This is a genomic window from Pseudarthrobacter sp. 902506025 (assembly GCF_040702325.1).
Lineage (GTDB): Bacteria > Actinomycetota > Actinomycetes > Actinomycetales > Micrococcaceae > Arthrobacter.
Genome location: NZ_JBFBKW010000002.1, coordinates 403,870 through 422,701 on the forward strand (window position 1 = coordinate 403,870; position 18,832 = coordinate 422,701).

The 18,832-nt window shown below is 65.3% G+C and carries 15 protein-coding genes and 1 tRNA gene; 7 read left to right on the top strand and 9 right to left on the bottom strand.

Translation table 11 applies throughout. The annotated features are described in order from the left end of the window. Nucleotides 1-17: 17 nt before the first annotated feature. Nucleotides 18-659 (bottom strand): nicotine blue oxidoreductase, encoded by a 642-nt coding sequence (nboR, locus tag AB0280_RS05755; protein ID WP_366366402.1) that lies wholly within the window; start codon nucleotides 657-659, stop codon nucleotides 18-20. Between the two features lie 24 nt (nucleotides 660-683). After that, the gene (gene aceE, locus AB0280_RS05760; protein ID WP_366366403.1) at nucleotides 684-3,425 is read right to left on the bottom strand and encodes a pyruvate dehydrogenase (acetyl-transferring), homodimeric type; all 2,742 of its coding nucleotides are present in this window, start codon (nucleotides 3,423-3,425) and stop codon (nucleotides 684-686) included. A gap of 310 nt (nucleotides 3,426-3,735) precedes the next feature. Here aceE and AB0280_RS05765 point away from each other — a divergent pair, with 310 nt between their 5' ends. Genes AB0280_RS05765 through AB0280_RS05780 form a run of 4 tightly spaced genes read left to right on the top strand, consistent with a single transcriptional unit; the run spans nucleotide 3,736 to nucleotide 7,567 of the window. Continuing rightward, nucleotides 3,736-5,304 (top strand): NCS1 family nucleobase:cation symporter-1, encoded by a 1,569-nt coding sequence (locus AB0280_RS05765; protein ID WP_275182155.1) that lies wholly within the window; start codon nucleotides 3,736-3,738, stop codon nucleotides 5,302-5,304. A 23-nt stretch (nucleotides 5,305-5,327) separates the two neighbouring features. After that, complete coding sequence (locus AB0280_RS05770; protein ID WP_159630666.1) at nucleotides 5,328-6,071, top strand: aspartate/glutamate racemase family protein; 744 nt, start codon at nucleotides 5,328-5,330, stop codon at nucleotides 6,069-6,071. A gap of 14 nt (nucleotides 6,072-6,085) precedes the next feature. Next, entirely contained in the window at nucleotides 6,086-6,847 is a 762-nt protein-coding gene (locus tag AB0280_RS05775; RefSeq protein WP_366366405.1) for an SDR family oxidoreductase, read from the top strand. Nucleotides 6,848-6,901: 54 nt separating this feature from the next. Beyond that, nucleotides 6,902-7,567, top strand: a complete 666-nt coding sequence (locus tag AB0280_RS05780; RefSeq protein ID WP_366366406.1) for a Pr6Pr family membrane protein — start codon at nucleotides 6,902-6,904, stop codon at nucleotides 7,565-7,567. Between the two features lie 18 nt (nucleotides 7,568-7,585). Here the strand turns inward: AB0280_RS05780 and AB0280_RS05785 are convergent, their stop codons facing one another. The 3 genes from AB0280_RS05785 to AB0280_RS05795 form a co-directional block, all read right to left on the bottom strand. Continuing rightward, a complete protein-coding gene (locus AB0280_RS05785) occupies nucleotides 7,586-7,963 on the bottom strand; it encodes a sterol carrier family protein (protein ID WP_159630672.1) in 378 nt (125 codons plus the stop codon). A 38-nt stretch (nucleotides 7,964-8,001) separates the two neighbouring features. Further along, nucleotides 8,002-9,018, bottom strand: coding sequence for an asparaginase (locus AB0280_RS05790; RefSeq protein WP_366366407.1), 1,017 nt, complete (start codon nucleotides 9,016-9,018; stop codon nucleotides 8,002-8,004). 91 nt (nucleotides 9,019-9,109) lie between these two features. Next, nucleotides 9,110-10,696, bottom strand: coding sequence for a molybdopterin-dependent oxidoreductase (locus tag AB0280_RS05795; RefSeq protein WP_366366408.1), 1,587 nt, complete (start codon nucleotides 10,694-10,696; stop codon nucleotides 9,110-9,112). A 95-nt stretch (nucleotides 10,697-10,791) separates the two neighbouring features. On the opposite strand from AB0280_RS05795, the gene purD reads away from it, so the two are divergent. Then, complete coding sequence (purD, locus tag AB0280_RS05800) at nucleotides 10,792-12,108, top strand: phosphoribosylamine--glycine ligase (RefSeq protein WP_159635163.1); 1,317 nt, start codon at nucleotides 10,792-10,794, stop codon at nucleotides 12,106-12,108. 1 nt (nucleotide 12,109) lies between these two features. Then, nucleotides 12,110-13,045: a phosphoribosylaminoimidazolesuccinocarboxamide synthase gene (locus AB0280_RS05805; RefSeq protein ID WP_224027039.1), complete on the top strand. Its 936-nt coding sequence runs from the start codon at nucleotides 12,110-12,112 to the stop codon at nucleotides 13,043-13,045. A 103-nt stretch (nucleotides 13,046-13,148) separates the two neighbouring features. On the opposite strand, the gene AB0280_RS05810 is transcribed toward AB0280_RS05805, so the two are convergent. After that, nucleotides 13,149-14,414, bottom strand: coding sequence for a helix-turn-helix domain-containing protein (locus AB0280_RS05810; protein ID WP_366366409.1), 1,266 nt, complete (start codon nucleotides 14,412-14,414; stop codon nucleotides 13,149-13,151). 130 nt (nucleotides 14,415-14,544) lie between these two features. Between AB0280_RS05810 and AB0280_RS05815 the strand changes: the two genes are divergently transcribed. Then, nucleotides 14,545-14,772 carry a hypothetical protein gene (locus tag AB0280_RS05815; protein ID WP_214945337.1) on the top strand — a complete coding sequence of 76 codons (228 nt, stop codon included), beginning with the start codon at nucleotides 14,545-14,547 and terminating at the stop codon, nucleotides 14,770-14,772. A 153-nt stretch (nucleotides 14,773-14,925) separates the two neighbouring features. Here AB0280_RS05815 and AB0280_RS05820 read toward each other — a convergent pair. The 3 genes from AB0280_RS05820 to AB0280_RS05830 form a co-directional block, all read right to left on the bottom strand. After that, nucleotides 14,926-15,002: transfer RNA gene (locus AB0280_RS05820), tRNA-Pro, on the bottom strand. A gap of 82 nt (nucleotides 15,003-15,084) precedes the next feature. Next, the gene (locus tag AB0280_RS05825) at nucleotides 15,085-16,911 is read right to left on the bottom strand and encodes an ABC transporter ATP-binding protein (RefSeq protein ID WP_366366411.1); all 1,827 of its coding nucleotides are present in this window, start codon (nucleotides 16,909-16,911) and stop codon (nucleotides 15,085-15,087) included. Next, nucleotides 16,908-18,716, bottom strand: a complete 1,809-nt coding sequence (locus tag AB0280_RS05830; RefSeq protein WP_159630686.1) for an ABC transporter ATP-binding protein — start codon at nucleotides 18,714-18,716, stop codon at nucleotides 16,908-16,910. Before AB0280_RS05830 ends, AB0280_RS05825 begins: the two co-directional genes overlap by 4 nt. Nucleotides 18,717-18,832: the final 116 nt, after the last annotated feature.

Here is an 18,832-nt window from a genome sequence, read left to right on the forward strand (position 1 = left end):
GTCTCCGGGTGCTGGTGCTACTGGAGCAGGCCAAGCTGGTCCGGTGTATCCACGTCCTCGCCCGTGTCCTGGTCGCTGCAGTCAACCTCATCCACAAGATGCGGATGGCTCCGCAGGAAGCCACGGGCCCCGGCGTCACCCGTCACCGTTGCACACACGGCGTCGCGCAGGGAGGTGTCGATGACCAGGGGATGCCCGCGGCGGAGCCCCGCCGCACCGCCGTCGTTGGAATCACGACGGCCGTACGCGGCCGCGGTGATCCGCCCAGGGCGGTGGCAGGACAACAGGCGGTGCACCGTTTCCAGTGTCAGGCCCGGCTGGTCCACCAGCGCGACCAAGAGATGGTCTGCCGGGTCCGCGGCCTGGTTGCCGAGCAGGAAGGAACTGCCCATTCCTGATTCCCATTCCGGGTTGGTCAGCACGCGGCAGCCGTCCAGCCTGGCGGCAGCCTCAACCTGGGCCGCACCTGCACCGAGGACCACCACCACCTCCCGGCAGCCACCGTCGAGCAGTGTTCCGGCGATAGCCTCCACCAACGGGCGTCCCCGGTACGGAAGCAGGGCCTTCGGGCCCAGTCCCAGGCGGGTGCCCGCCCCTGCGGCGAGCACCACCCCGGTGGTCCTCATTCCCGCTGAACCGGTCCTGCTTCCGTCACCCATAGCTGCACCCTACGGGAGCAACGCTCAGGCGTCGCCACCCGCCCCACCGGTGGTGCCGGCGTTGACGTCCAGGAGTTTGTAGCGGTCCATGGCGTACGACGGCGCGCCCTCCTCCACGTCGCCCCTCGCCGCGAGCATCTGCAGGACTTTCACCACGATGGAGTGGGTGTCGTTCTTGAAGAAGCGGCGGGCTGCTGCGCGGGTGTCGGAGAAGCCGAAGCCGTCGGCGCCGAGGGTGGCGTATTCGTTGGGGACGAATTGCCGGATCTGGTCGGGGACGGCTTTCATGTAGTCGGAGACGGCGACGATGGGGCCGGTGGCTCCTTCGAGTTGCTGGGTGACGAACGGGACGCGGGCGGGTTGGCCGGGGTTGAGGAAGGCTTCCTCTTCGGCGGCGAGGCCGTCGCGGCGCAGTTCGTTCCAGGAGGTCACGGACCAGACGTCGGCGGAGACGTTCCAGTCATCGGCCAGCACGCGCTGGGCTTCGATGGCCCAGGGCACGGAGACGCCGGAGGCAAGGATCTGGGTGCGGGGACCGTCGATCTTGGCCGGGGCGAGCAGGTAGATGCCCTTGATGACGCCTTCGACGTCGAGGTTCTCCGGTTCTGCGGGCTGGATGATGGGTTCGTTGTACACCGTGAGGTAGTACATGACGTTCTTGTCCGTCGAATCCGCACCGTACATCCGTTCCAGGCCGGAGCGGACGATGTGGCCGATTTCGTAGCCGTAGGCGGGGTCGTAGGTGAGGACGGCGGGGTTGGTGGAGGCCAGCAGGGGGGAGTGTCCGTCGGCGTGCTGGAGGCCTTCGCCGGTGAGGGTGGTCCGTCCTGCGGTGGCGCCGATGATGAAGCCGCGGGTCATCTGGTCTCCGGCGGCCCAGAAGGCGTCGCCGGTGCGCTGGAAGCCGAACATGGAGTAGAACACGTAGACCGGGACCAGGGGTACGCCGTGGGTGGCGTAGGAGGTTCCGGCGGCGGTGAAGGCTGCCACGGCGCCGGCTTCGTTGATGCCGGGGTGGATCAGCTGCCCGGCGGGGGATTCCTTGTAGGCCAGGACGAGGTCCCGGTCCACCGACAGGTAGTTCTGCCCCTTGGGGTTGTAGATCTTCGCCGTCGGGAAGAACGCGTCCATGCCGAACGTGCGGGACTCGTCCGGCACGATGGGCACAATCCGGTTCCCGAACTTCTTGTCGCGGAGCAAATCCTTGAGCAGGCGCACGAAAGACATGGTGGTTGCGGCCATCTGCTTGCCTGAACCGCGCTTTGCCACCTCATAGGACTTCGCGTCCGGAAGATCAACCGCCTGGTGTCCGCCGCGGCGTTCGGGAACCGGCCCGCCCAATGCGCTCCGCCGTTCAAGGAGGTAGGCAATCTCGGGCGCATCGAATCCGGGGTGGTAGTAGGGAGGCCGGTACGGGTCGGCGTCGAGTTGTTCATCCGAAATCGGAATGCGCAGGTAATCCCTGAAGTCCTTGAGATCCTCAACCGTCAGTTTCTTCATTTGGTGTGTGGCATTCCTGCCTTCAAACCTGGGGCCCAGCCCGTAGCCCTTGACGGTGTGGGCGAGGATGACGGTGGGTTTGCCCTTGAATTCGGTGGCGGCCTTGTATGCGGCGTAGACCTTGCGGTAATCGTGGCCGCCGCGTTTGAGGTTCCAGATCTGGTCATCGGTGAGGTCCGCGACGAGGTCCTTGGTCTGCGGGGTCTTGCCGAAGAAGTGTTCGCGGACGAACCCGCCGGACTCTGCCTTGTAGGTCTGGTAGTCGCCGTCGACGGTTTCGTTCATGATCTTTACCAGGGACCCGTCGGTGTCGCGGGTGAGCAGGTCATCCCACTCCCGGCCCCAGACAACCTTGATCACGTTCCAGCCCGCGCCGCGGAAGAACGCTTCGAGTTCCTGCATGATCTTGCCGTTGCCGCGCACCGGGCCGTCCAGGCGCTGGAGGTTGCAGTTGATCACGAAGTTCAGGTTGTCCAGGTTCTCGTTCGCTGCCAGCTGCAGCAGGCCCCGGGACTCGGGCTCGTCCATTTCACCGTCGCCCAGGAACGCCCAGACCTGCTGGTCCGAGGTGTCTTTCAGGCCCCGGTTGTGCAGGTAGCGGTTGTTCTGGGCCTGGTAGATCGCGTTCATCGGCCCGATGCCCATGGACACGGTGGGGAATTCCCAGAACTGTGGCATCAGGCGCGGGTGCGGGTAGGAGGACAGGGCGTGGCCCTCGCGGGACTTTTCCTGCCGGAACCCGTCCAGGTCTTCCTCGGACAGGCGTCCTTCCATGAACGCCCGGGCGTACATGCCGGGGGAGGCGTGGCCCTGGAAGAAGACCTGGTCCCCGCCGCCGGGGTGGTCCTTGCCGCGGAAGAAGTGGTTGAAGCCGACCTCGTACAGGGTCGCAGCCCCGGCGTAGGTGGAGATGTGTCCGCCGACCCCGATATCGGGCCGCTGCGCCCGGTGCACCATGACCGCGGCGTTCCACCGCATGTACGCCCGGTACCGGCGCTCGAACTCCTCGTTGCCCGGGAACGCAGCTTCCTGGTCCACCGGGATCGTGTTCACGTAATCGGTGGTGGTCACCATCGGCACACCCACGCTCTGCGCGCCGGCGCGCTGCAGCAGGCTCCGCATGATGTATTGGGCACGCTCGGTGCCCTGTTCCCTGATCAACGCGTCCAGGGACTCAACCCACTCGGCAGTCTCTTCCGGATCACGATCAGGCAGCTGGTTAGTCAACCCGCTGAGGATATGGGAGGTATCTTCTCCTGCAGCCACGGCAGCCTCTTTTCGTCATTGAATGCGTTAGGCAATATTTTCGTATTGCGAGAAAATATTATTGCTAGATGAGATTACTGCCAGCCTGTCGGCCGGTCAACGTGATGGGTGCCACCAGCGCGGGGATTGCCGCGCGCGGCCCCGAAGGAACGCATTGTGACCGGGCTGGGCACCCTGCGGCACTTGACCCGCAGTGACCCGGGTCATACTCTTATTTCACTATTCAATATCTCGTTTCCGCAATGTGGAATAACAGAAACGACGCAGGTCGGCCTCACCACAAGGAATACTCCAAAGAATTGAGACCCCTATGCAAACCCCTCCCACGGCGGGCGTTGATGCTGAGCAGGGCGTGACAGTGCCGTCAGCTCCTGCAGCACATCCCGCCGGCAGCGTTGAAGCCCTCTGCGAATCAGCCAGCGCCGCCTCGGGCACGGCCATCAGCCCTTCCCTGTACAACTCCGATCTTGCCCCCACCAAGCGCGCCGGCCGCAGCTGGACCAGCTACAGCATCTTCACCCTTTGGGCGAATGACGTGCACAGCCTGGGCAACTACGCCTTTGCCATTGGACTGTTTGCCTTGGGCCTGGGTGGGTGGCAGATCCTCATGGCGCTCGGCATTGGCGCGGCGCTGCTGTTCGGACTCCTGACGCTTTCCGGATTCATGGGCGTCAAAACCGGTGTTCCCTTTCCGGTCATGAGCCGCATCAGCTTTGGTATCAGGGGAGCGCAGATTGCCAGCCTCCTCCGCGGTGCCGTGGCTGTGGCCTGGTTCGGCATCCAGACGTACCTCGCTTCCGTGGTGTTCCGCGTGATGCTCGTAGCCATGTTTCCTGCGTTGGCAGACGTGGACAAAGACTCCATCCTGGGCCTGTCCACGCTGGGCTGGATGGCATTCGTGACCCTCTGGGTGGTCCAGTTGGTGATCGTCAGCTTCGGGATGGAAATGATCCGCAAGTACGAGGCCTTCGCCGGCCCCGTCATCCTTGCCACCATGGCCGCGATGGCCGTCTGGATCTTCGTGGAAGCAGGAGGAAGCATTGCCTGGTCCTCGGACAAGGCCTTGGAAGGGCCGGAAATGTGGCTCACTATTTTCGCCGGCGGCGCCCTGTGGGTGTCCATCTACGGCACCTTCGTCCTGAACTTCTGCGACTTCACCCGCTCCGCGGTATCCAAGAAGGCTGTAGTGCGCGGCAATTTTTGGGGCATCCCCATCAACATGCTGCTCTTCGGAGCCATTGTGGTGGTGATGGCCGGCGGCCAGTTCAAGATCAACGGCACCATCATCAAGAGCCCGTCGGACATCGTCCAGACCATCCCCAACACGCTGTTCCTGGTCCTGGCCTGCCTTGCCCTGCTGATCCTGACCATCGCTGTGAACCTGATGGCCAACTTCGTGGCCCCCGTCTATGCGCTGACCAACCTGTTCCCCAAGCGGCTCAACTTCCGCAAGGCGGCGATGGTCTCGGCCACGATCGGCCTTCTCATCCTGCCCTGGAACCTCTACAACAACCCACTGGTCATTGTGTACTTCCTCGGCGGCCTCGGTGCGCTGCTCGGCCCGCTGTTCGGCGTCGTCATGGCTGACTACTGGCTGATCCGGCGTGGCATGGTCAACGTGCCGGAACTGTATACGGCGTCTCCGGACGGGGCGTACTTCTACAAAAAGGGCGTCAACCCCAGGGCGATCATCGCCATGGTTCCCGCTGCCGTCCTGGCCCTCCTCATCGCCTTCGTTCCGGGGCTGGCCGCCGCGGCGCCGTTCGCCTGGTTCTTTGCCGCCGGTATCGCCGCGGCGCTCTACTTCTTCATCGCCGACCGCAACCAAAGACTCGTGGACCACGACGGCGAGGCCATCGCCGTCGCCAGCACCCACTGAGCCGCAGGACAAAGGACCTTCCCATGCGCATACTCGTCGCAAACGTCAACACCACCTCGTCGATGACCGACTCGATTGCGTCCTCTGCACGCAGCGTGGCCGCAGCCGGGACGGAAATCGTCGGCATCACCCCGAGGTTTGGCGCGGACTCCTGCGAAGGAAACTTCGAAAGCTACCTGGCTGCCATCGCCGTCATGGATGCCGTCACGTCCTACCCGGAACCGTTCGACGCCGTTATCCAGGCCGGCTACGGCGAACACGGCCGCGAAGGGCTGCAGGAGCTCTTGGACGTGCCGGTGGTGGACATCACGGAGGCCGCCGCCAGCACGGCCATGTTCCTGGGCCACAAATACTCCGTGGTCACCACCCTGGACCGCACGGTTCCCCTCATCGAGGACCGGCTGAAGCTGGCCGGGCTGGACGCCAGGTGCGCCTCAGTCCGGGCCAGCGGCATGGCCGTGCTGGAGCTTGAGGAGGAACCGGACCGCGCCGTGGAAGCCATCATCAACCAGGCCATGCTGGCGGTCACCCAGGACAAGGCCGAGGTCATTGTCTTGGGCTGCGGCGGCATGGCCGGGTTGGACGAACAGATCAGGCAGCGGGCCGGCGTTCCCGTGGTGGACGGTGTGGCCGCCGCGGTGACCATCGCTGAATCGCTGGTCAGGATGCGCCTGTCCACCTCCAAGGTGCGGACCTTCGCTGCCCCAAGGCCCAAGACCGTCATAGGCTGGCCACTGAACACGCCGGCCGTGCCGGCACAGCTCTGAGCCAGGAGAACACCGTGAGCACCCCCCAGCAGGTCCGAAGAGTAGCCGTCGTCACCGGGGCCGGATCCGGCATCGGCAGGGAGGTTGCCCGGCAGATGCTGGCCGACGGCTACCGCGTGGCACTTGCCGGCCGCCGGGAGGCGCAGCTGAAGGAAACCGCGGATGGCAGCCCGGACACGCTGGTGGTGCCGTGCGACGTCACCCGGCCCGACGACGTCGAACGGCTTTTCGAGGCGGCCAGGCAACAGTGGGGACGGGTGGACGTGCTGTTCAACAACGCCGGCGTCTTTGGCCCGGCGGCCGGTGTGGACGAAATCAGCCTGGCGGACTGGAACGCAACGCTGGCCGTGAACCTCACGGGATCCATGCTGTGTGCCGCCGCAGCCGTCCGGGCCATGAAGGGGCAGGAGCCGCAGGGCGGGCGGATCATCAATAACGGCTCCATCTCCGCGCATTCGCCGCGCCCCAGGACTGTGGCCTACACAGTCACCAAGCACGCCATGACCGGCCTGACCAAGAGCATTGAACTGGACGGCCGCGGCTACGGCATCACCTGCGGGCAGATCGACATCGGCAACACGGCCACGGAGATCATGGACACCATCGGCGTCGGCTCCGGGGCGCTGCAGGCGGACGGCAGCCGCAAGGTGGAACCCATGTTCCCGGTGGCGGACGCGGCGCGCGCGGTGCTGATGATGGCCAACATGCCCGCCTCGGCCAGCGTGGGCTCGCTAGTGGTCACCGCCGCGGGCATGCCCTTCATCGGACGCGGGTAGCCACCCCGGGCAGTGCTGCGGGGCCGGCCATAAAGAAGGCCCTAGGATCAGGCCATGACCGCAAACAGGGGACTGGCCCTTTTCCGCTTCTGGTTCGCACTGCTGGGCTTCGTGGCGGTGCTGTTCCAGTTCCTGCACCTGGTCCAGAACGTGCCCGGGGCCAAAGCCGGAAACTACTTCAGCTACTTCACCATCGAGTCCAACATCATCGCCTTCGTGACCCTGGCGACCGCGGGCTGGTACGCGTGGAAAGGCAGCAGCCCGCGGTGGCTCGAGCTGCTCCGCGGCGCCGCCACCGTCTACATGACCATTACCGGGATCACGTACAGCCTGCTGCTCAGTGACGTGGACGTGAACACACCCATCCCGTGGATCAACGTAGTGCTGCACTACACCATCCCCACCGTTATGGTCATCGACTGGCTGGTGGACCTGGTCCGGACCCGGATCCCGGTCCGGACCTCCCTGGTGTGGCTCTCGTTTCCGATGCTCTACCTTGCCTACAGCCTGGTCCGGGGCCCCATCGTGGACTGGTACCCGTACCCATTCCTTGATCCGAGGGCTGCCGGCTACGGCACGGTCGCCGTGATGTCGGTCCTGATCGCGCTCGGCGCTTTTGCTTTTGCCGTGGTGGCGGCGCTGTCCACCCGGCTGCAGAACCGGGTCCCGCATGCAGCGGCGCGCCCGGCCGAGGTGGATCCGGCTGCCCGTTCCATCTGACCCGCGGGTGGGGCCAGGTTAGAGGGGGAGCAGGGCCGAGAGGTCCGCACGCAGGCCGGACGCCGCCACTTTGTGGGCAGCGACCGCGTCCGCCCACGCCATCCGGCCGGTGACCATGGCAAGCCAGGTGGCGGCGTCGCACTCAATGACGTTGGGTGGGGTCCCGCGCGTATGCCGTGGGCCTTCCACGCACTGGGTGACGCCAAAGGGCGGAACCCGCACTTCGACCGAGTTGCCCGGCGCCCGCGCCGTCAACTCCTCCAGGGAGTACCGCACGGCAGTGGCCAGGACGGTCCGAGGCAGGGGAGTGCCCGACGGCGGCTGCGCAGCTTCCAGCCATGCCTTCAGCGCTGCCTTGCCTTCCTGGACGTCAATACGACGGCGGGCTACGGCCATGCTCTCAGTCTTCCTTTCGCGTCGGGTGGAGACGGGTGTCAGTCCAGGAGTGCCGAAACCGCCGGCCCCAACCGGATCTTGCCGACCGGCCGGCCGCCGCCCAGCACGGGTTCCACCACCTTCTCCAAGGCGCTGGCAACCCCCGGGATCTCGACCGCGCCGGCAGCGGCAAGCAAGGTCAGGGCCACCAGCGAGGTTGCCCGGATGTTCCCGTCCAGGATTTTCACGGCGACCGAGACCCCCTGGGGCGTGGCCATTGCAAGCACACCCTCGGCCCCGATCTTGGCGATGATCTCCAGCTCGTCCATGACCACGGTGTTGGCTTCGCCGCGGCCCTGGACGGCCCACGGATAATCGAGCATCGACGTGGCGATCGTTGCGGCCCTGGCGCTGTAGCTGTGGTCGCCCGGGGCCTTGGCGAGCTGTGAGTATGCCTGGGCCAGGCCCTTGAGGGAAACGGCCGCTACGGGGGCGCCGCAGCCGTCAATCCCAAGATGGGCGATCTTCCCGCCGGTGTATTCCTCGATGACGCTGCGGACCCGCTGCTGCAGGGGGTGGTTGGGCTCCAGGTAGCTGTGCGTATCCCACCCGTTCTCCGTGCAGGCCCAAAGGAAAGCGGCGTGCTTTCCCGAACAGTTGTAGGCCAGCCGCGACTTTCCCTTCTCGGAGCGCACCAGCCAGTTCCGGGCCGTTTCGTCCTGCGGCCACGCTTCCGGGCACTGCAGCTGGTCTTCGCGGACACCGGCCGCCTTGATCATTCCAGCCACCACGTCCATGTGGTCCAGGGACCCGGTGTGGCTTCCGCACGCGATGGCCACCTGGGCGCCACGCAGCGGAACGCCGGACTGCATGGACGCCAGCGCCTGGAACGGTTTCAGGGCGGACCGGGCGTAGATGGGCGTATTGATGTCGCCCAGCTCGGTCACCACCGCGCCGTCGGCGGACAGGAGGACGGCGGAGCCGATGTGCCGCGACTCCACGAAGCCGCTGCGTTCAATCACAGCCAGTTCGACGGCGGAGTCCACGGTAAAGGTTGCGTGCGGATTGTGCGGCATACGGCCAGTCTATGGGCCAGCCCCTGCCGAACCGTGGTCATCTATGTGTGAGTGGCCATCTGCTGAACCTTGGCCATCTACTGAACCGTGGCTACTGAACCGTGACCATTACCGACTGCCAGCCGGAGGCGCCATCGGGAACCGGATCGGCACGCTTGTCCGTCTGGACCTCCCCGGTGCCGTCGGTGGCGCGGACCTTGATGTAGTGCGGGCCCGGCGTGGCATCCCACTCGTAGGACCACTGGCGCCAGGTGACGGTGGAAGCCTCGGTGGAAAGCGTGGCTTCCGCCCAGTCGCCGTTATCGATCTGGATTTCCACCTTGGCGATGCCGCGCGTCTGGGCCCAGGCGGTACCACCCACGGCCACCTTCCCGGCCGGCACTTTGGCGAAGGACTTGGGCACATCCACGCGGGCCATGGTCTTGATGGGACCCCGTTCGGACCAGCCACGCTCGGTCCAGTAGGCCTTGTTGTCCGCGAAACGGGTGACCTCCAGGTCCACCACCCACTTGGTGGCCGAGACGAAGCCGTAGAGCCCGGGAACCACCATCCGCACCGGGTAGCCGTGCTCCAGCGGCAGCGGTTCGCCGTTCATGCCGATAGCCAGCATGGCGTCCCTGTCATCCTGCAGGACCTCCAGGGGAGTGGAGGCGCTGAAACCGTCAATGGACTTTGACAGCACCATGTCCGCACCGTCCTTGGGCTTGGCGCGGGCAAGGACCTCGCGGATGGGAAGTCCCAGCCATTTGGCGTTGCCGGCGAGGTTGCCGCCCACCGGGTTGGACACACAGGTGAGGGTCACATGGGATTCGATCAGCTGTGCGTCCAGCAGGTCCTTGAAGGTGAGCGTGATCTCCTGCTCCACGAGGCCGTGCACGCGCAGTTGCCAGTCATCAATGTTGATTTCCGGGACGCTCAAGGCCGTATCGATGCGGTAAAAGTCGTTGTTGGGTGTCAGCCACGGGGTGACGCCCGGGACCGGGGACTGGACCCCGGCCGGTACGGGGGACGCCGCCTTTGCCGGCGCCGGCAGCGTGAGCGCTTCGCGTGCCTTGGCGACGTTGCTGCGGGCCGCACCCAGGAGCCTCCCGCCGGTGGCGGCAATGCCGGCGGCCACCGCGGTAACCCCGGCAGTGGCAAAGAAGCGCCGGCGGTTGGTGCCCGCACCCTGCTGCGGGGCGTCGTCGTCGTCCGCCTGGTCCGCCGGCGCTTCAGGCCACGTCTTCAGCCCCCACAGCGGCACCATGAGCCGGCGCAGGACCGCCAGGCCGGCAACAGTTCCCAGAATGGACGGGATGGCGTCCGCGCCGCTGACGCCGGAGCGGGTCACCACGCAGGCCACGATCACGGCCCCCATGAACAGGACCCCCAGGACTCCCAGCGCCCACTTCCGGTAGGCCACCACGCCCAGGACGCAGGCCAGCACAGCGATGGTCAGGCCCATGCCCACGAACAGGGCGGCCTTGTCATTGGTCCCAAAGGTGGCGATCGCAAAGTCCTTCATCCACGGCGGGGTGAAGTCGATGAACGTCGAGCCCAAGGCAAACAGGGGCGTTGCCCGGGCGGTGAAGAACGCGCCGATCAGCTCCGCAACGGCAAGTACGACGGCGGCCGCCACCACGCCTGCCAGTGCGGCCAGGGGGGCGGGGCCCGTAATCCGGTTTCGAAGCTTTGTCATGTGTATGGTTCGGAGCGGCGGGCGGCACGGATTGACCGGGCGGGCAAGGACACAGCTTAGGAGCGGAAAGGGTGCACAAAGTACCCTTGGACACTGTGAAGGTACTCGTCATTGGCCCCGGAGGCCGCGAACACGCCATTGTCCGCTCCCTGCTTGCCGACCCCAACGTGTCCGAAGTCCACGCGGCGCCCGGCAATGCCGGGATCAGCAAGCTGGTCCCCACATACAACATCAACGGCAACGATCCCGATGCGGTTGCGGAACTGGCCACCCGGCTCGCCGTGGACCTGGTGGTGGTGGGCCCCGAGGCTCCACTGGCTGCGGGTGTCTCCGACGCCGTTCGTGAAGCCGGTATCCCCGTCTTCGGACCCAGCAAGGCTGCCGCCCAGCTGGAGGCCTCCAAGGCCTTCGCCAAAGAGGTCATGGCGGAGGCCGGCGTCCCCACTGCCATGGCCCTTGTGGCCACCAACGCCGAGGAAGCAGCGTCCGCCCTGGACACCTTTGGTGCCCCGTACGTGGTGAAGGACGACGGCCTGGCTGCCGGCAAGGGCGTAGTGGTCACCAGGAACCGTGACGAAGCCCTGGCCCACGCCCAGTCCTGCTTCGACGCCGGCGGCTCCGTGGTCATCGAGGAATTCCTGGACGGCCCCGAGGTTTCCCTCTTTGTCCTCTGCGACGGCCAGAACACCGTGGCGCTCTCGCCCGCCCAGGATTTTAAGCGCATCTTCGACAACGATGAAGGGCCCAACACCGGCGGCATGGGTGCCTATACCCCGCTCGAGTGGGCCCCCGAGGGCCTGGTGCAGGAAGTCCTCGAACGGGTAGCCCAGCCCACGGTCAATGAAATGGCCCGCCGCGGAACCCCCTTCGTTGGCGTCCTGTTCGTCGGCCTGGCCCTCACCTCCCGTGGTACCCGGGTCATCGAATTCAACGTCCGTTTCGGTGACCCCGAGACGCAGGCGGTCCTCGCCCGGCTCAAGACCCCCCTCGGTGCGCTGCTGATGGCGGCGGCCAAGGGCGAACTGGACAAGGCAGAAGAGCTGCGGTGGGCCAAGGAAACCGCCGTCGCCGTCGTCATTGCCTCCGAGAACTACCCGGACAAGCCCCGCACGGGCGACCGCATCCGCGGGCTCAAGAAGGTGGAAGCCCTGGACGGCGTGCACGTCATCCATGCCGGAACCGCCCTGGACGGGGACGGCAAGGTGGTTTCGGCCGGCGGCCGCGTCCTGGCGGTCGTCGCCCTGGGCAGCGACCTGGTGGAGGCGCGCGAACGGGCGTACGACGGCGTGGAGCTGGTTCAGCTGGAAGGCTCGCAGTTCCGCAGCGACATCGCCCGCAAGGCCGCCCGCGGCGAAATCAAGGTGCCCTACGGCGCCACGGGCTCCATGCCCATCGTGAAAGCAAAGGCCTGACATGACTACTCCCGAGAACCGCGGCTACGCCACCGACACCTTGGACCTGCCCGGCTGGAAGCACATCTATTCCGGCAAGGTCCGCGACCTCTACGAGCCCGCCGACGAAGCCGTCCTTCAGCGGTTCGGGCAGGACTGCGTGCTGGTGGTGGCCAGCGACCGCATCAGCGCCTACGACCACGTGCTGTCCAGCGAAATCCCCGACAAGGGACGCATCCTCACCCAGCTGAGCCTCTGGTGGTTCGACCAGCTGGGCGTTGAACACCACGTGCTCGGCTCCACCGTTGAGGACGGTGTTCCGGCCGAGGTTGAAGGCCGGGCCATGATCTGCAAGAAGCTGGACATGTTCCCGGTGGAGTGCATTGCCCGTGGCTACCTCACCGGTTCCGGTCTTGTGGAATACAAGGCGTCCGGAACGGTGTGCAACATCCCGTTGCCGGAGGGGCTGGTGGACGGATCCCGGCTGGAGCACGCGATCTTCACCCCGTCCGCCAAGGCCCTGATCGGCGAGCACGACGAGAACATCACCTACGACGCCGTGGTGGCCCTGGTGGGGGACGACATCGCCGGCCGCCTCAGCGAGCTGACCCTGAAGATCTACACGACGGCGGAAAAGATCGCCCGGGAGCGCGGCATCATCTTGGCGGACACCAAGGTGGAATTCGGGTACGACGCCGTCTCTGGCTCGATCACCCTGGGCGACGAGGTGCTGACCCCCGATTCCTCGCGCTTCTGGGACGCAGCCACCTACAAGCCGGGACAGGCCCAGCCGTCCTACGACAAGCAGTACGTGCGTGACTGGCTGACCTCGGCCGAATCCGGCTGGGACAAGTCATCCGACACCCCGCCGCCGGCCCTTCCGGCAGACGTGGTTGACCGTACCCGCAGCCGGTACGTCGAAGCGTACGAGAAGATCACCGGAAAGACCTTTTCCTAGGACGTAACCAAAAGCCAGGTGAGCCCGCCGTCCGCGGGCTTGCCTGGCTTTTGGGTTAATTAGTTTTTCGGTTGACTGGCCTTCTGGCTTGCGGGCCCTGTGGTCAGCTGGCTTTTGAGGACGCGGCCGCGCGTTTCTGCGCCAGCTTGATTTCAAGGATGGCGTCCAGCGCCTGCTGCACCCGGTCCTGCGCACCGGCTGTAGCGAAGGCCTTCCGGGCTTCTTCCAGATGCACGAGTGCCTCATCGAGTTCTCCGGATGCTTTGAGTGACTTGCCCAGGAGGAGCGAAACTTCACCCGCGGTGTGTTTGGCGAGCTCTGCACGCTCCGCGTGGATTTCGCGGAGTTTTTCGACAGCGGCGACAATGTCCCCCGTCAAATAGAGCCATCGTGCGCGGATGAAGGCGACTTCGAGCTCGTCGCTCTTGGTGCCGCTGACAATGGAGAACGCCAGCTCGGCGCGCTCGATCGCAGAGAGGGTCTCGGGCTCGACGATTCCTGAGGAAAGCCTTACCGCTGCGGAGGCCTTGTTAAACCGTGCCCACAACTCGATATCGTTCGCGGGGGAGAGCAAGCGTGCGGCGCGCTCGTGGTGCTTGACGCCTTCCGCGTAGTCATGACGCATAAAAGCGACATTGCCAACAACCCACGCCACTTCGCCCGCCAACTGGGACATGGAATTTTCGTCGACCTGGGCGACGAGGGTTTGACAGTAAGACCAGGCCTGGTCGAGTCTGCCGCTTTCAGCCAGGGCGCCGATGAGGGCCCGAAGAGCCCCTGTGATAATTGTCGAACTCTTCGGTAGCTGCTCCGCGAGCTTCATGGCTTCCATTGCCTGGTCGACAGCCGCCGACAGTTGCCCCTGGCGCTGGTACACGGTGGCAAGCATTTGCCGGGCCCGAACTCCCAGCCCTACGGACTCCCGTGCCATAGGGTGCTCCATCAAGCGTTCGATGATTTGTTGGCACTCTTTCAAGTCCCCATGCTTCATGAGGCATTCGGCCTGCATGTAGGTCATGTTCCACCAGGCGCTGGTGTTTTTGGCATCCAATGCGATTTGTGCAGCTGACGCTGCGTGGCTGGCCGCCAAGGGGTAGTCCCTGAGGTCCCAGGCCTGGCGGGCATAAAGACCCGCAAGTACGTACTCTGCGTCGCCAATGGATATTGGCTGGCTCCACGCCTCCAACGCTTTGGGCGCGAGTTCCAGGCGCCGGGCGAGTTCTTCGATGACCTCTGCCGTCGGTTCCCTGCGTCCTGTTTCGAGCAAAGAGATGTAGCTAGGAGAATAGAGGTCCTTGCCGAGTTCGGCCTGCGTCATTCCGCGCTCGAGCCGTTCCGCGCGGAGCTTCTCTCCGAATCCGTTTCCCATTGGATCCTCCCTTCGTGGGCTGTCTTGGGCCAAACGCTTGACAGCCCCTGTGGAAAATATTTTACAATGTGTGTCAACAAGGACAGTGCTGGCTTTGTAACGAATCCGACTCGTATTGAGGAACCTAACTATGTTGAAGAAGATCGCAACTGCGGCCGCGCTTGCTGGCGCGCTGGCATTTTCTGCGGCTGCTCCGGCCGTCCTTTCTGCCGGTTCCCTCGCGGACTCGACTGGTTCATCGGTCGCAACCGGCAACTGGCCGGACCCGATGTCCAAGCCGGTCAAGGGCAAGAAGGCCACGTCCACTACGGACACCACGTACACCACGTACACGGGCAACTGGCCGGACCCGATGTAAATAGCTTCCTCACAAAAGGAGGCGAAGGCGGCCCCGGAGCAACAGCTCCGGGGCCGTTCCTTTTAACTGCCGGTGACACTTGCTGGGGGATTTGCCGTAACCACATCGAGATACAAAAAAGAGGGCCTCCGCAAGGAGACCCTCTTTTCGTTATGGTCGGGATGACAGGATTTGAACCTGCGACCTCTTCGTCCCGAACGAAGCGCGCTACCAAGCTGCGCTACATCCCGATCCGCTGCAAAAGCAACTTTACAAGGATAGCCGATCGAGGGTCCCGATGCGAAATCCGGACGCCGGGCACCCGCGGGAACCCTAAACCAGCGAATCCTTCCACGCCCCGTGCAGGTCAGCGAACCGGCCGCCCCCGCCAATGAGTTCTTCGGGCGTGCCGTCCTCCACGATCCTGCCGTCATGGACCACCAGGACCCGGTCCGCCGTCTCCACTGTGGAAAGGCGGTGGGCGATGATGAGCGCAGTCCTCCGCGCTGCCTCCGTGCCGGCAAGCAGTCTGGCCAGTCCGGCCTGCACCAGGCGTTCGGAGGGGATGTCCAGCGAGGAGGTGGCTTCGTCCAGGATCAGCACCGCCGGCCGCGCCAGGAATGCCCTGGCAAAGCTGATCAGCTGGCGCTGGCCGGAGGAGACCCTGCCGCCGCGCTTGTTGACGTCCGTGTCGTAGCCTTCCGGAAGTTCCAGGATGAACTCGTGTGCTCCCACTGCCTTGGCAGCCTCTTCGATTTCAGCGCGTGACGCCTCCGGCCTGCCCAAAGCGATGTTGTCCGCCACGGAACCGCTGAAGAGGAACGCTTCCTGGGTAACCATGACGATGTTCCGGCGGAGGTCGGACGTGGCCAGGTCCCGGAGATCCACACCATCCAGGGTGAGCGTGCCGGAGGTGACGTCATAGAACCGGGCGATGAGTTTGGCGAGGGTCGATTTCCCGGCACCCGTCTGGCCCACCAGCGCCACGGTCTGCCCGGCGGGGATGTGCAGGTCCAGGGTGGGCACCACCACAGGGCCGTCGCCATAGCGGAACTCGACGTCGTTGAAGTCGATACGCCCGGTGGCGCTGGGCAGGGCAACCGGGTTTTTGGGCGGCCGGACCGTTGGCACCTCCTCGAGGAGTCCGGAGACCTTCTCCAGGGCCGCCTGCGCGCTCTGGAACGAGTTGTAGAACATGGCCATCTGGTCCACGGGCTGGAAGAACCGCTTGGTGGACAGAATGAGGGCCAGGAGCACGCCCACGGCAAGGCCGCCGTCCAGCACGCGGAACCCGCCGAAGAGCAGGACGACGGCGACGCAGACGTTGCCGATCAGCACCAGGCCGGGCTGGAAGATGCCGTTGAGGTTGATGGAGCGGACGGTCACCAGCCGGTAGTCCTCTGCCAGTTTCCCGTAGCGCTCCGAGTTCTCCTTCTCCTTGCGGAAGGCCTTCACGGCGCGGATGCCGGTCATGGTTTCCACGAAATGCACGATCAGCCGGGCAGAGACCACGCGTGATTCCCGGAAGGCGATCTGCGAGTGCTTCTGGTACCAGCGCGACAGGAAGAACATGGGCACGCCGGCGGCCAGCACCAGCAGCCCGCTCCGCCAGTCCAGCGCAAAGATGGTGGCGGCGGTGAAGGCCATGAACAGTATTCCGGAGGCCAGGGAGCTGACACCCGAGTCAAGGAGCTCCCGCAGCGCCTCCAGGTCAGAGGTCTGCCGCGCGATGATGCGGCCGGAGGTGTACTTTTCGTGGAACTCCAGGCTGAGCCGCTGGGTGTGGCGGAACACGCGGACCCGGAGGTCCAGCAGCATGGCCTGGCTGAGCCGCGCGGTGGAGGTGACATACAGGGCGGTCAGTCCCGCCGTCGCGACCGCTGCCAGCAGGTAGGCGACTCCGGTGAACACCAGCGGGAGGTTATCGCCGGCCTGGAGCGCTGGGAGGGCATGGTCGATGCCGAAGGCGATCAGGGCAGGACCCGCCACCCGCGCGGCCTGGGAAAGCACCACCATGGCAATCGTCAGCCAGAACCGTACCCGCACGGGACGGATGAGCGACCCCAGCAAGGCGAGCGACCGGCGTCGTACTGCCCGGCTCTCCGCCTTGGTGAGGTGGGCGTTGTCTTCGTTGGCTGTGCCGAACGATGCGGTTGTCATCGGGTCACTTCCTCAGCCTGGTCCTCAAGTGCCGACAGTTCGGTGTCCAGGTCCCGCGGCTCCCGGTCCAGGCTGGCGATGACGTAGCGGTAGTGCTGGTTGCGGCCCAGCAGTTCGGTGTGCGTTCCCACCGCGGCGATGCGCCCGTTTTCCAGCAGCGCCACACGGTCAGCGAGGGCCACCGTGGACGGCCGGTGGGCCACGATGAGGGTGGTGGTGTCCGCCAAAACCTCCCGGAGGCGTGCCTCGACCAGTTCCTCAGTGTGGACATCCAGGGCGGACAGGGGATCATCCAGCACCAGGACGCGCGGACGGGCGGCGATGGCCCGGGCCAGGGCGATGCGCTGCCGCTGGCCGCCGGACAGGCTCAGGCCCTCCTCGCCGATCAGGGTGTCCACGCCCTGGGGCAGGGAGTAGGCGAAGTGGGCCTGCGCCACGTCGAGGGCCTCGTCCAGGACCTCCTCGGAGCGGACGGGCGCACCGAGCAGGACGTTGTCCCGCACCGAGTTGGAGAAGAGCGTGGTGTCCTCGAACGCCACGCCCACAATCCTGCGCAGTTCCTCCACCTCGAAGTCCCTGATGTCCACGCCGTCGATGCTGATGGCCCCGCTGGTGACGTCGTACAGGCGCGGCACCAGCTGGATCAGCGCACTTTTGCCACTGCCCGTGATGCCAACCAGGGCCATGGTTTCCCCGGGCCTGACGTCGAGGTTGATGTCCTTGAGGATCGGCTTGTCCGGGGCATCCTCGAAAGCGAAGGTGGCGTTGGTGAACTGGAGCGCACCGGCCAGTTCCCCTGGCCGCCGGGGCTCCGCGGGGCTGGTGATGGTGTTCCGGGTGTCCATCACTTCGTAGTGTCGGTCGACGGCGGTCTTGGCGGTAAGTGCCATGGCCAGCAGCATGCCGGAGAACTCCACGGGGGAGGCGATGACTGCCGCAGTGGCGAAGAACGCCACCAGGGAGCCGATGCTCAATTCGCCGCTGGCGCACAGCATGACACCCACCACCAGGCCGGCACCCAGCGCCAGCTCGGGAAGCAAGGTGACCACCAGGGTGAACGTTGCCTGGTGGCGTGCCTTCTCAATCTCTGTCTGCCGCAGTTCCTCAGCCTGCTCGTTAAAGTTTTCCAGGGCTTCGCGGCTCCGCCCAAACGCCTTGAGCACGCGGATGCCGTGGACGGATTCCTCCACCGTGGTGGCAAGGTCGCCGGCCTGGTCCTGGCTGCGCCTGGCAACCTTGCTGAACCGGGTGCGGAACCGGAAGCTGTTGATGATGATGGGAACGGCGGCGGCAAGGAAGATCAGGGCCAGCTGCCAGCTCATTGCGAACATGGCCACGATGCCGATGACCACGGTAAGGGTGGTGACCACCAGCATGATGGCACCGAAGGCCATCCACCGCCGGAGGAAGTTCAGGTCGGTCATGGCCCGGGACAGCAGCTGCCCGGAGCCCCAGCGGTCGTGGAAGGAGACGGTCAGTTCCTGGAGATGGTCATAGAGCGACACCCGCATCCGCGTTTCCACGGTGGTGGCGGGGTTGATCACGAACTGCCGGCGCAGGGCCACCAGTCCCGCCTCGGCGACGCCCAGCACCAGGATGACGCCTGCAGAGGTCCAGACTGCCTCCGCCGAACCCCCGGGCTGCAGGGCAGTGTTGACCAGGACCCGCAGCACCTGGGGGATGGTCAAGGCCACCACGCTGGCCAGGAGTGCGCAGAGGAGGCCGAGCAAAAGCCTGGGGATAATCGGCCGGACGTGCGGATAAAGACGGCTGATGGATCGGAAAAAGGGAGTCTGCTTGGCCATGCCCGCTTCTCAAGCTCTAAAACGAATGTAGTTTCCTCTAGCAACAACCCTAAGCCATGGAGTGAGACGATTCACAGGGATGCCGCGGCCCGCTGGCGGCTTCCCCAGTTATTGCA

Excerpts from the sequence above, each read along its gene's own strand:
- nboR (WP_366366402.1), bottom strand. The coding sequence starts at position 659 with ATGGGTGACGGAAGCAGGACCGGTTCAGCGGGAATGAGGACCACCGGG.
- AB0280_RS05765 (WP_275182155.1), top strand. The coding sequence starts at position 3,736 with ATGCAAACCCCTCCCACGGCGGGCGTTGATGCTGAGCAGGGCGTGACA.
- AB0280_RS05780 (WP_366366406.1), top strand. The coding sequence starts at position 6,902 with ATGACCGCAAACAGGGGACTGGCCCTTTTCCGCTTCTGGTTCGCACTG.
- AB0280_RS05830 (WP_159630686.1), bottom strand. The coding sequence starts at position 18,716 with ATGGCCAAGCAGACTCCCTTTTTCCGATCCATCAGCCGTCTTTATCCG.
- AB0280_RS05815 (WP_214945337.1), top strand. The coding sequence starts at position 14,545 with ATGTTGAAGAAGATCGCAACTGCGGCCGCGCTTGCTGGCGCGCTGGCA.
- AB0280_RS05805 (WP_224027039.1), top strand. The coding sequence starts at position 12,110 with ATGACTACTCCCGAGAACCGCGGCTACGCCACCGACACCTTGGACCTG.
- AB0280_RS05770 (WP_159630666.1), top strand. The coding sequence starts at position 5,328 with ATGCGCATACTCGTCGCAAACGTCAACACCACCTCGTCGATGACCGAC.
- AB0280_RS05795 (WP_366366408.1), bottom strand. The coding sequence starts at position 10,696 with ATGACAAAGCTTCGAAACCGGATTACGGGCCCCGCCCCCCTGGCCGCA.
- AB0280_RS05790 (WP_366366407.1), bottom strand. The coding sequence starts at position 9,018 with ATGCCGCACAATCCGCACGCAACCTTTACCGTGGACTCCGCCGTCGAA.
- AB0280_RS05810 (WP_366366409.1), bottom strand. The coding sequence starts at position 14,414 with ATGGGAAACGGATTCGGAGAGAAGCTCCGCGCGGAACGGCTCGAGCGC.
- AB0280_RS05785 (WP_159630672.1), bottom strand. The coding sequence starts at position 7,963 with ATGGCCGTAGCCCGCCGTCGTATTGACGTCCAGGAAGGCAAGGCAGCG.
- AB0280_RS05825 (WP_366366411.1), bottom strand. The coding sequence starts at position 16,911 with ATGACAACCGCATCGTTCGGCACAGCCAACGAAGACAACGCCCACCTC.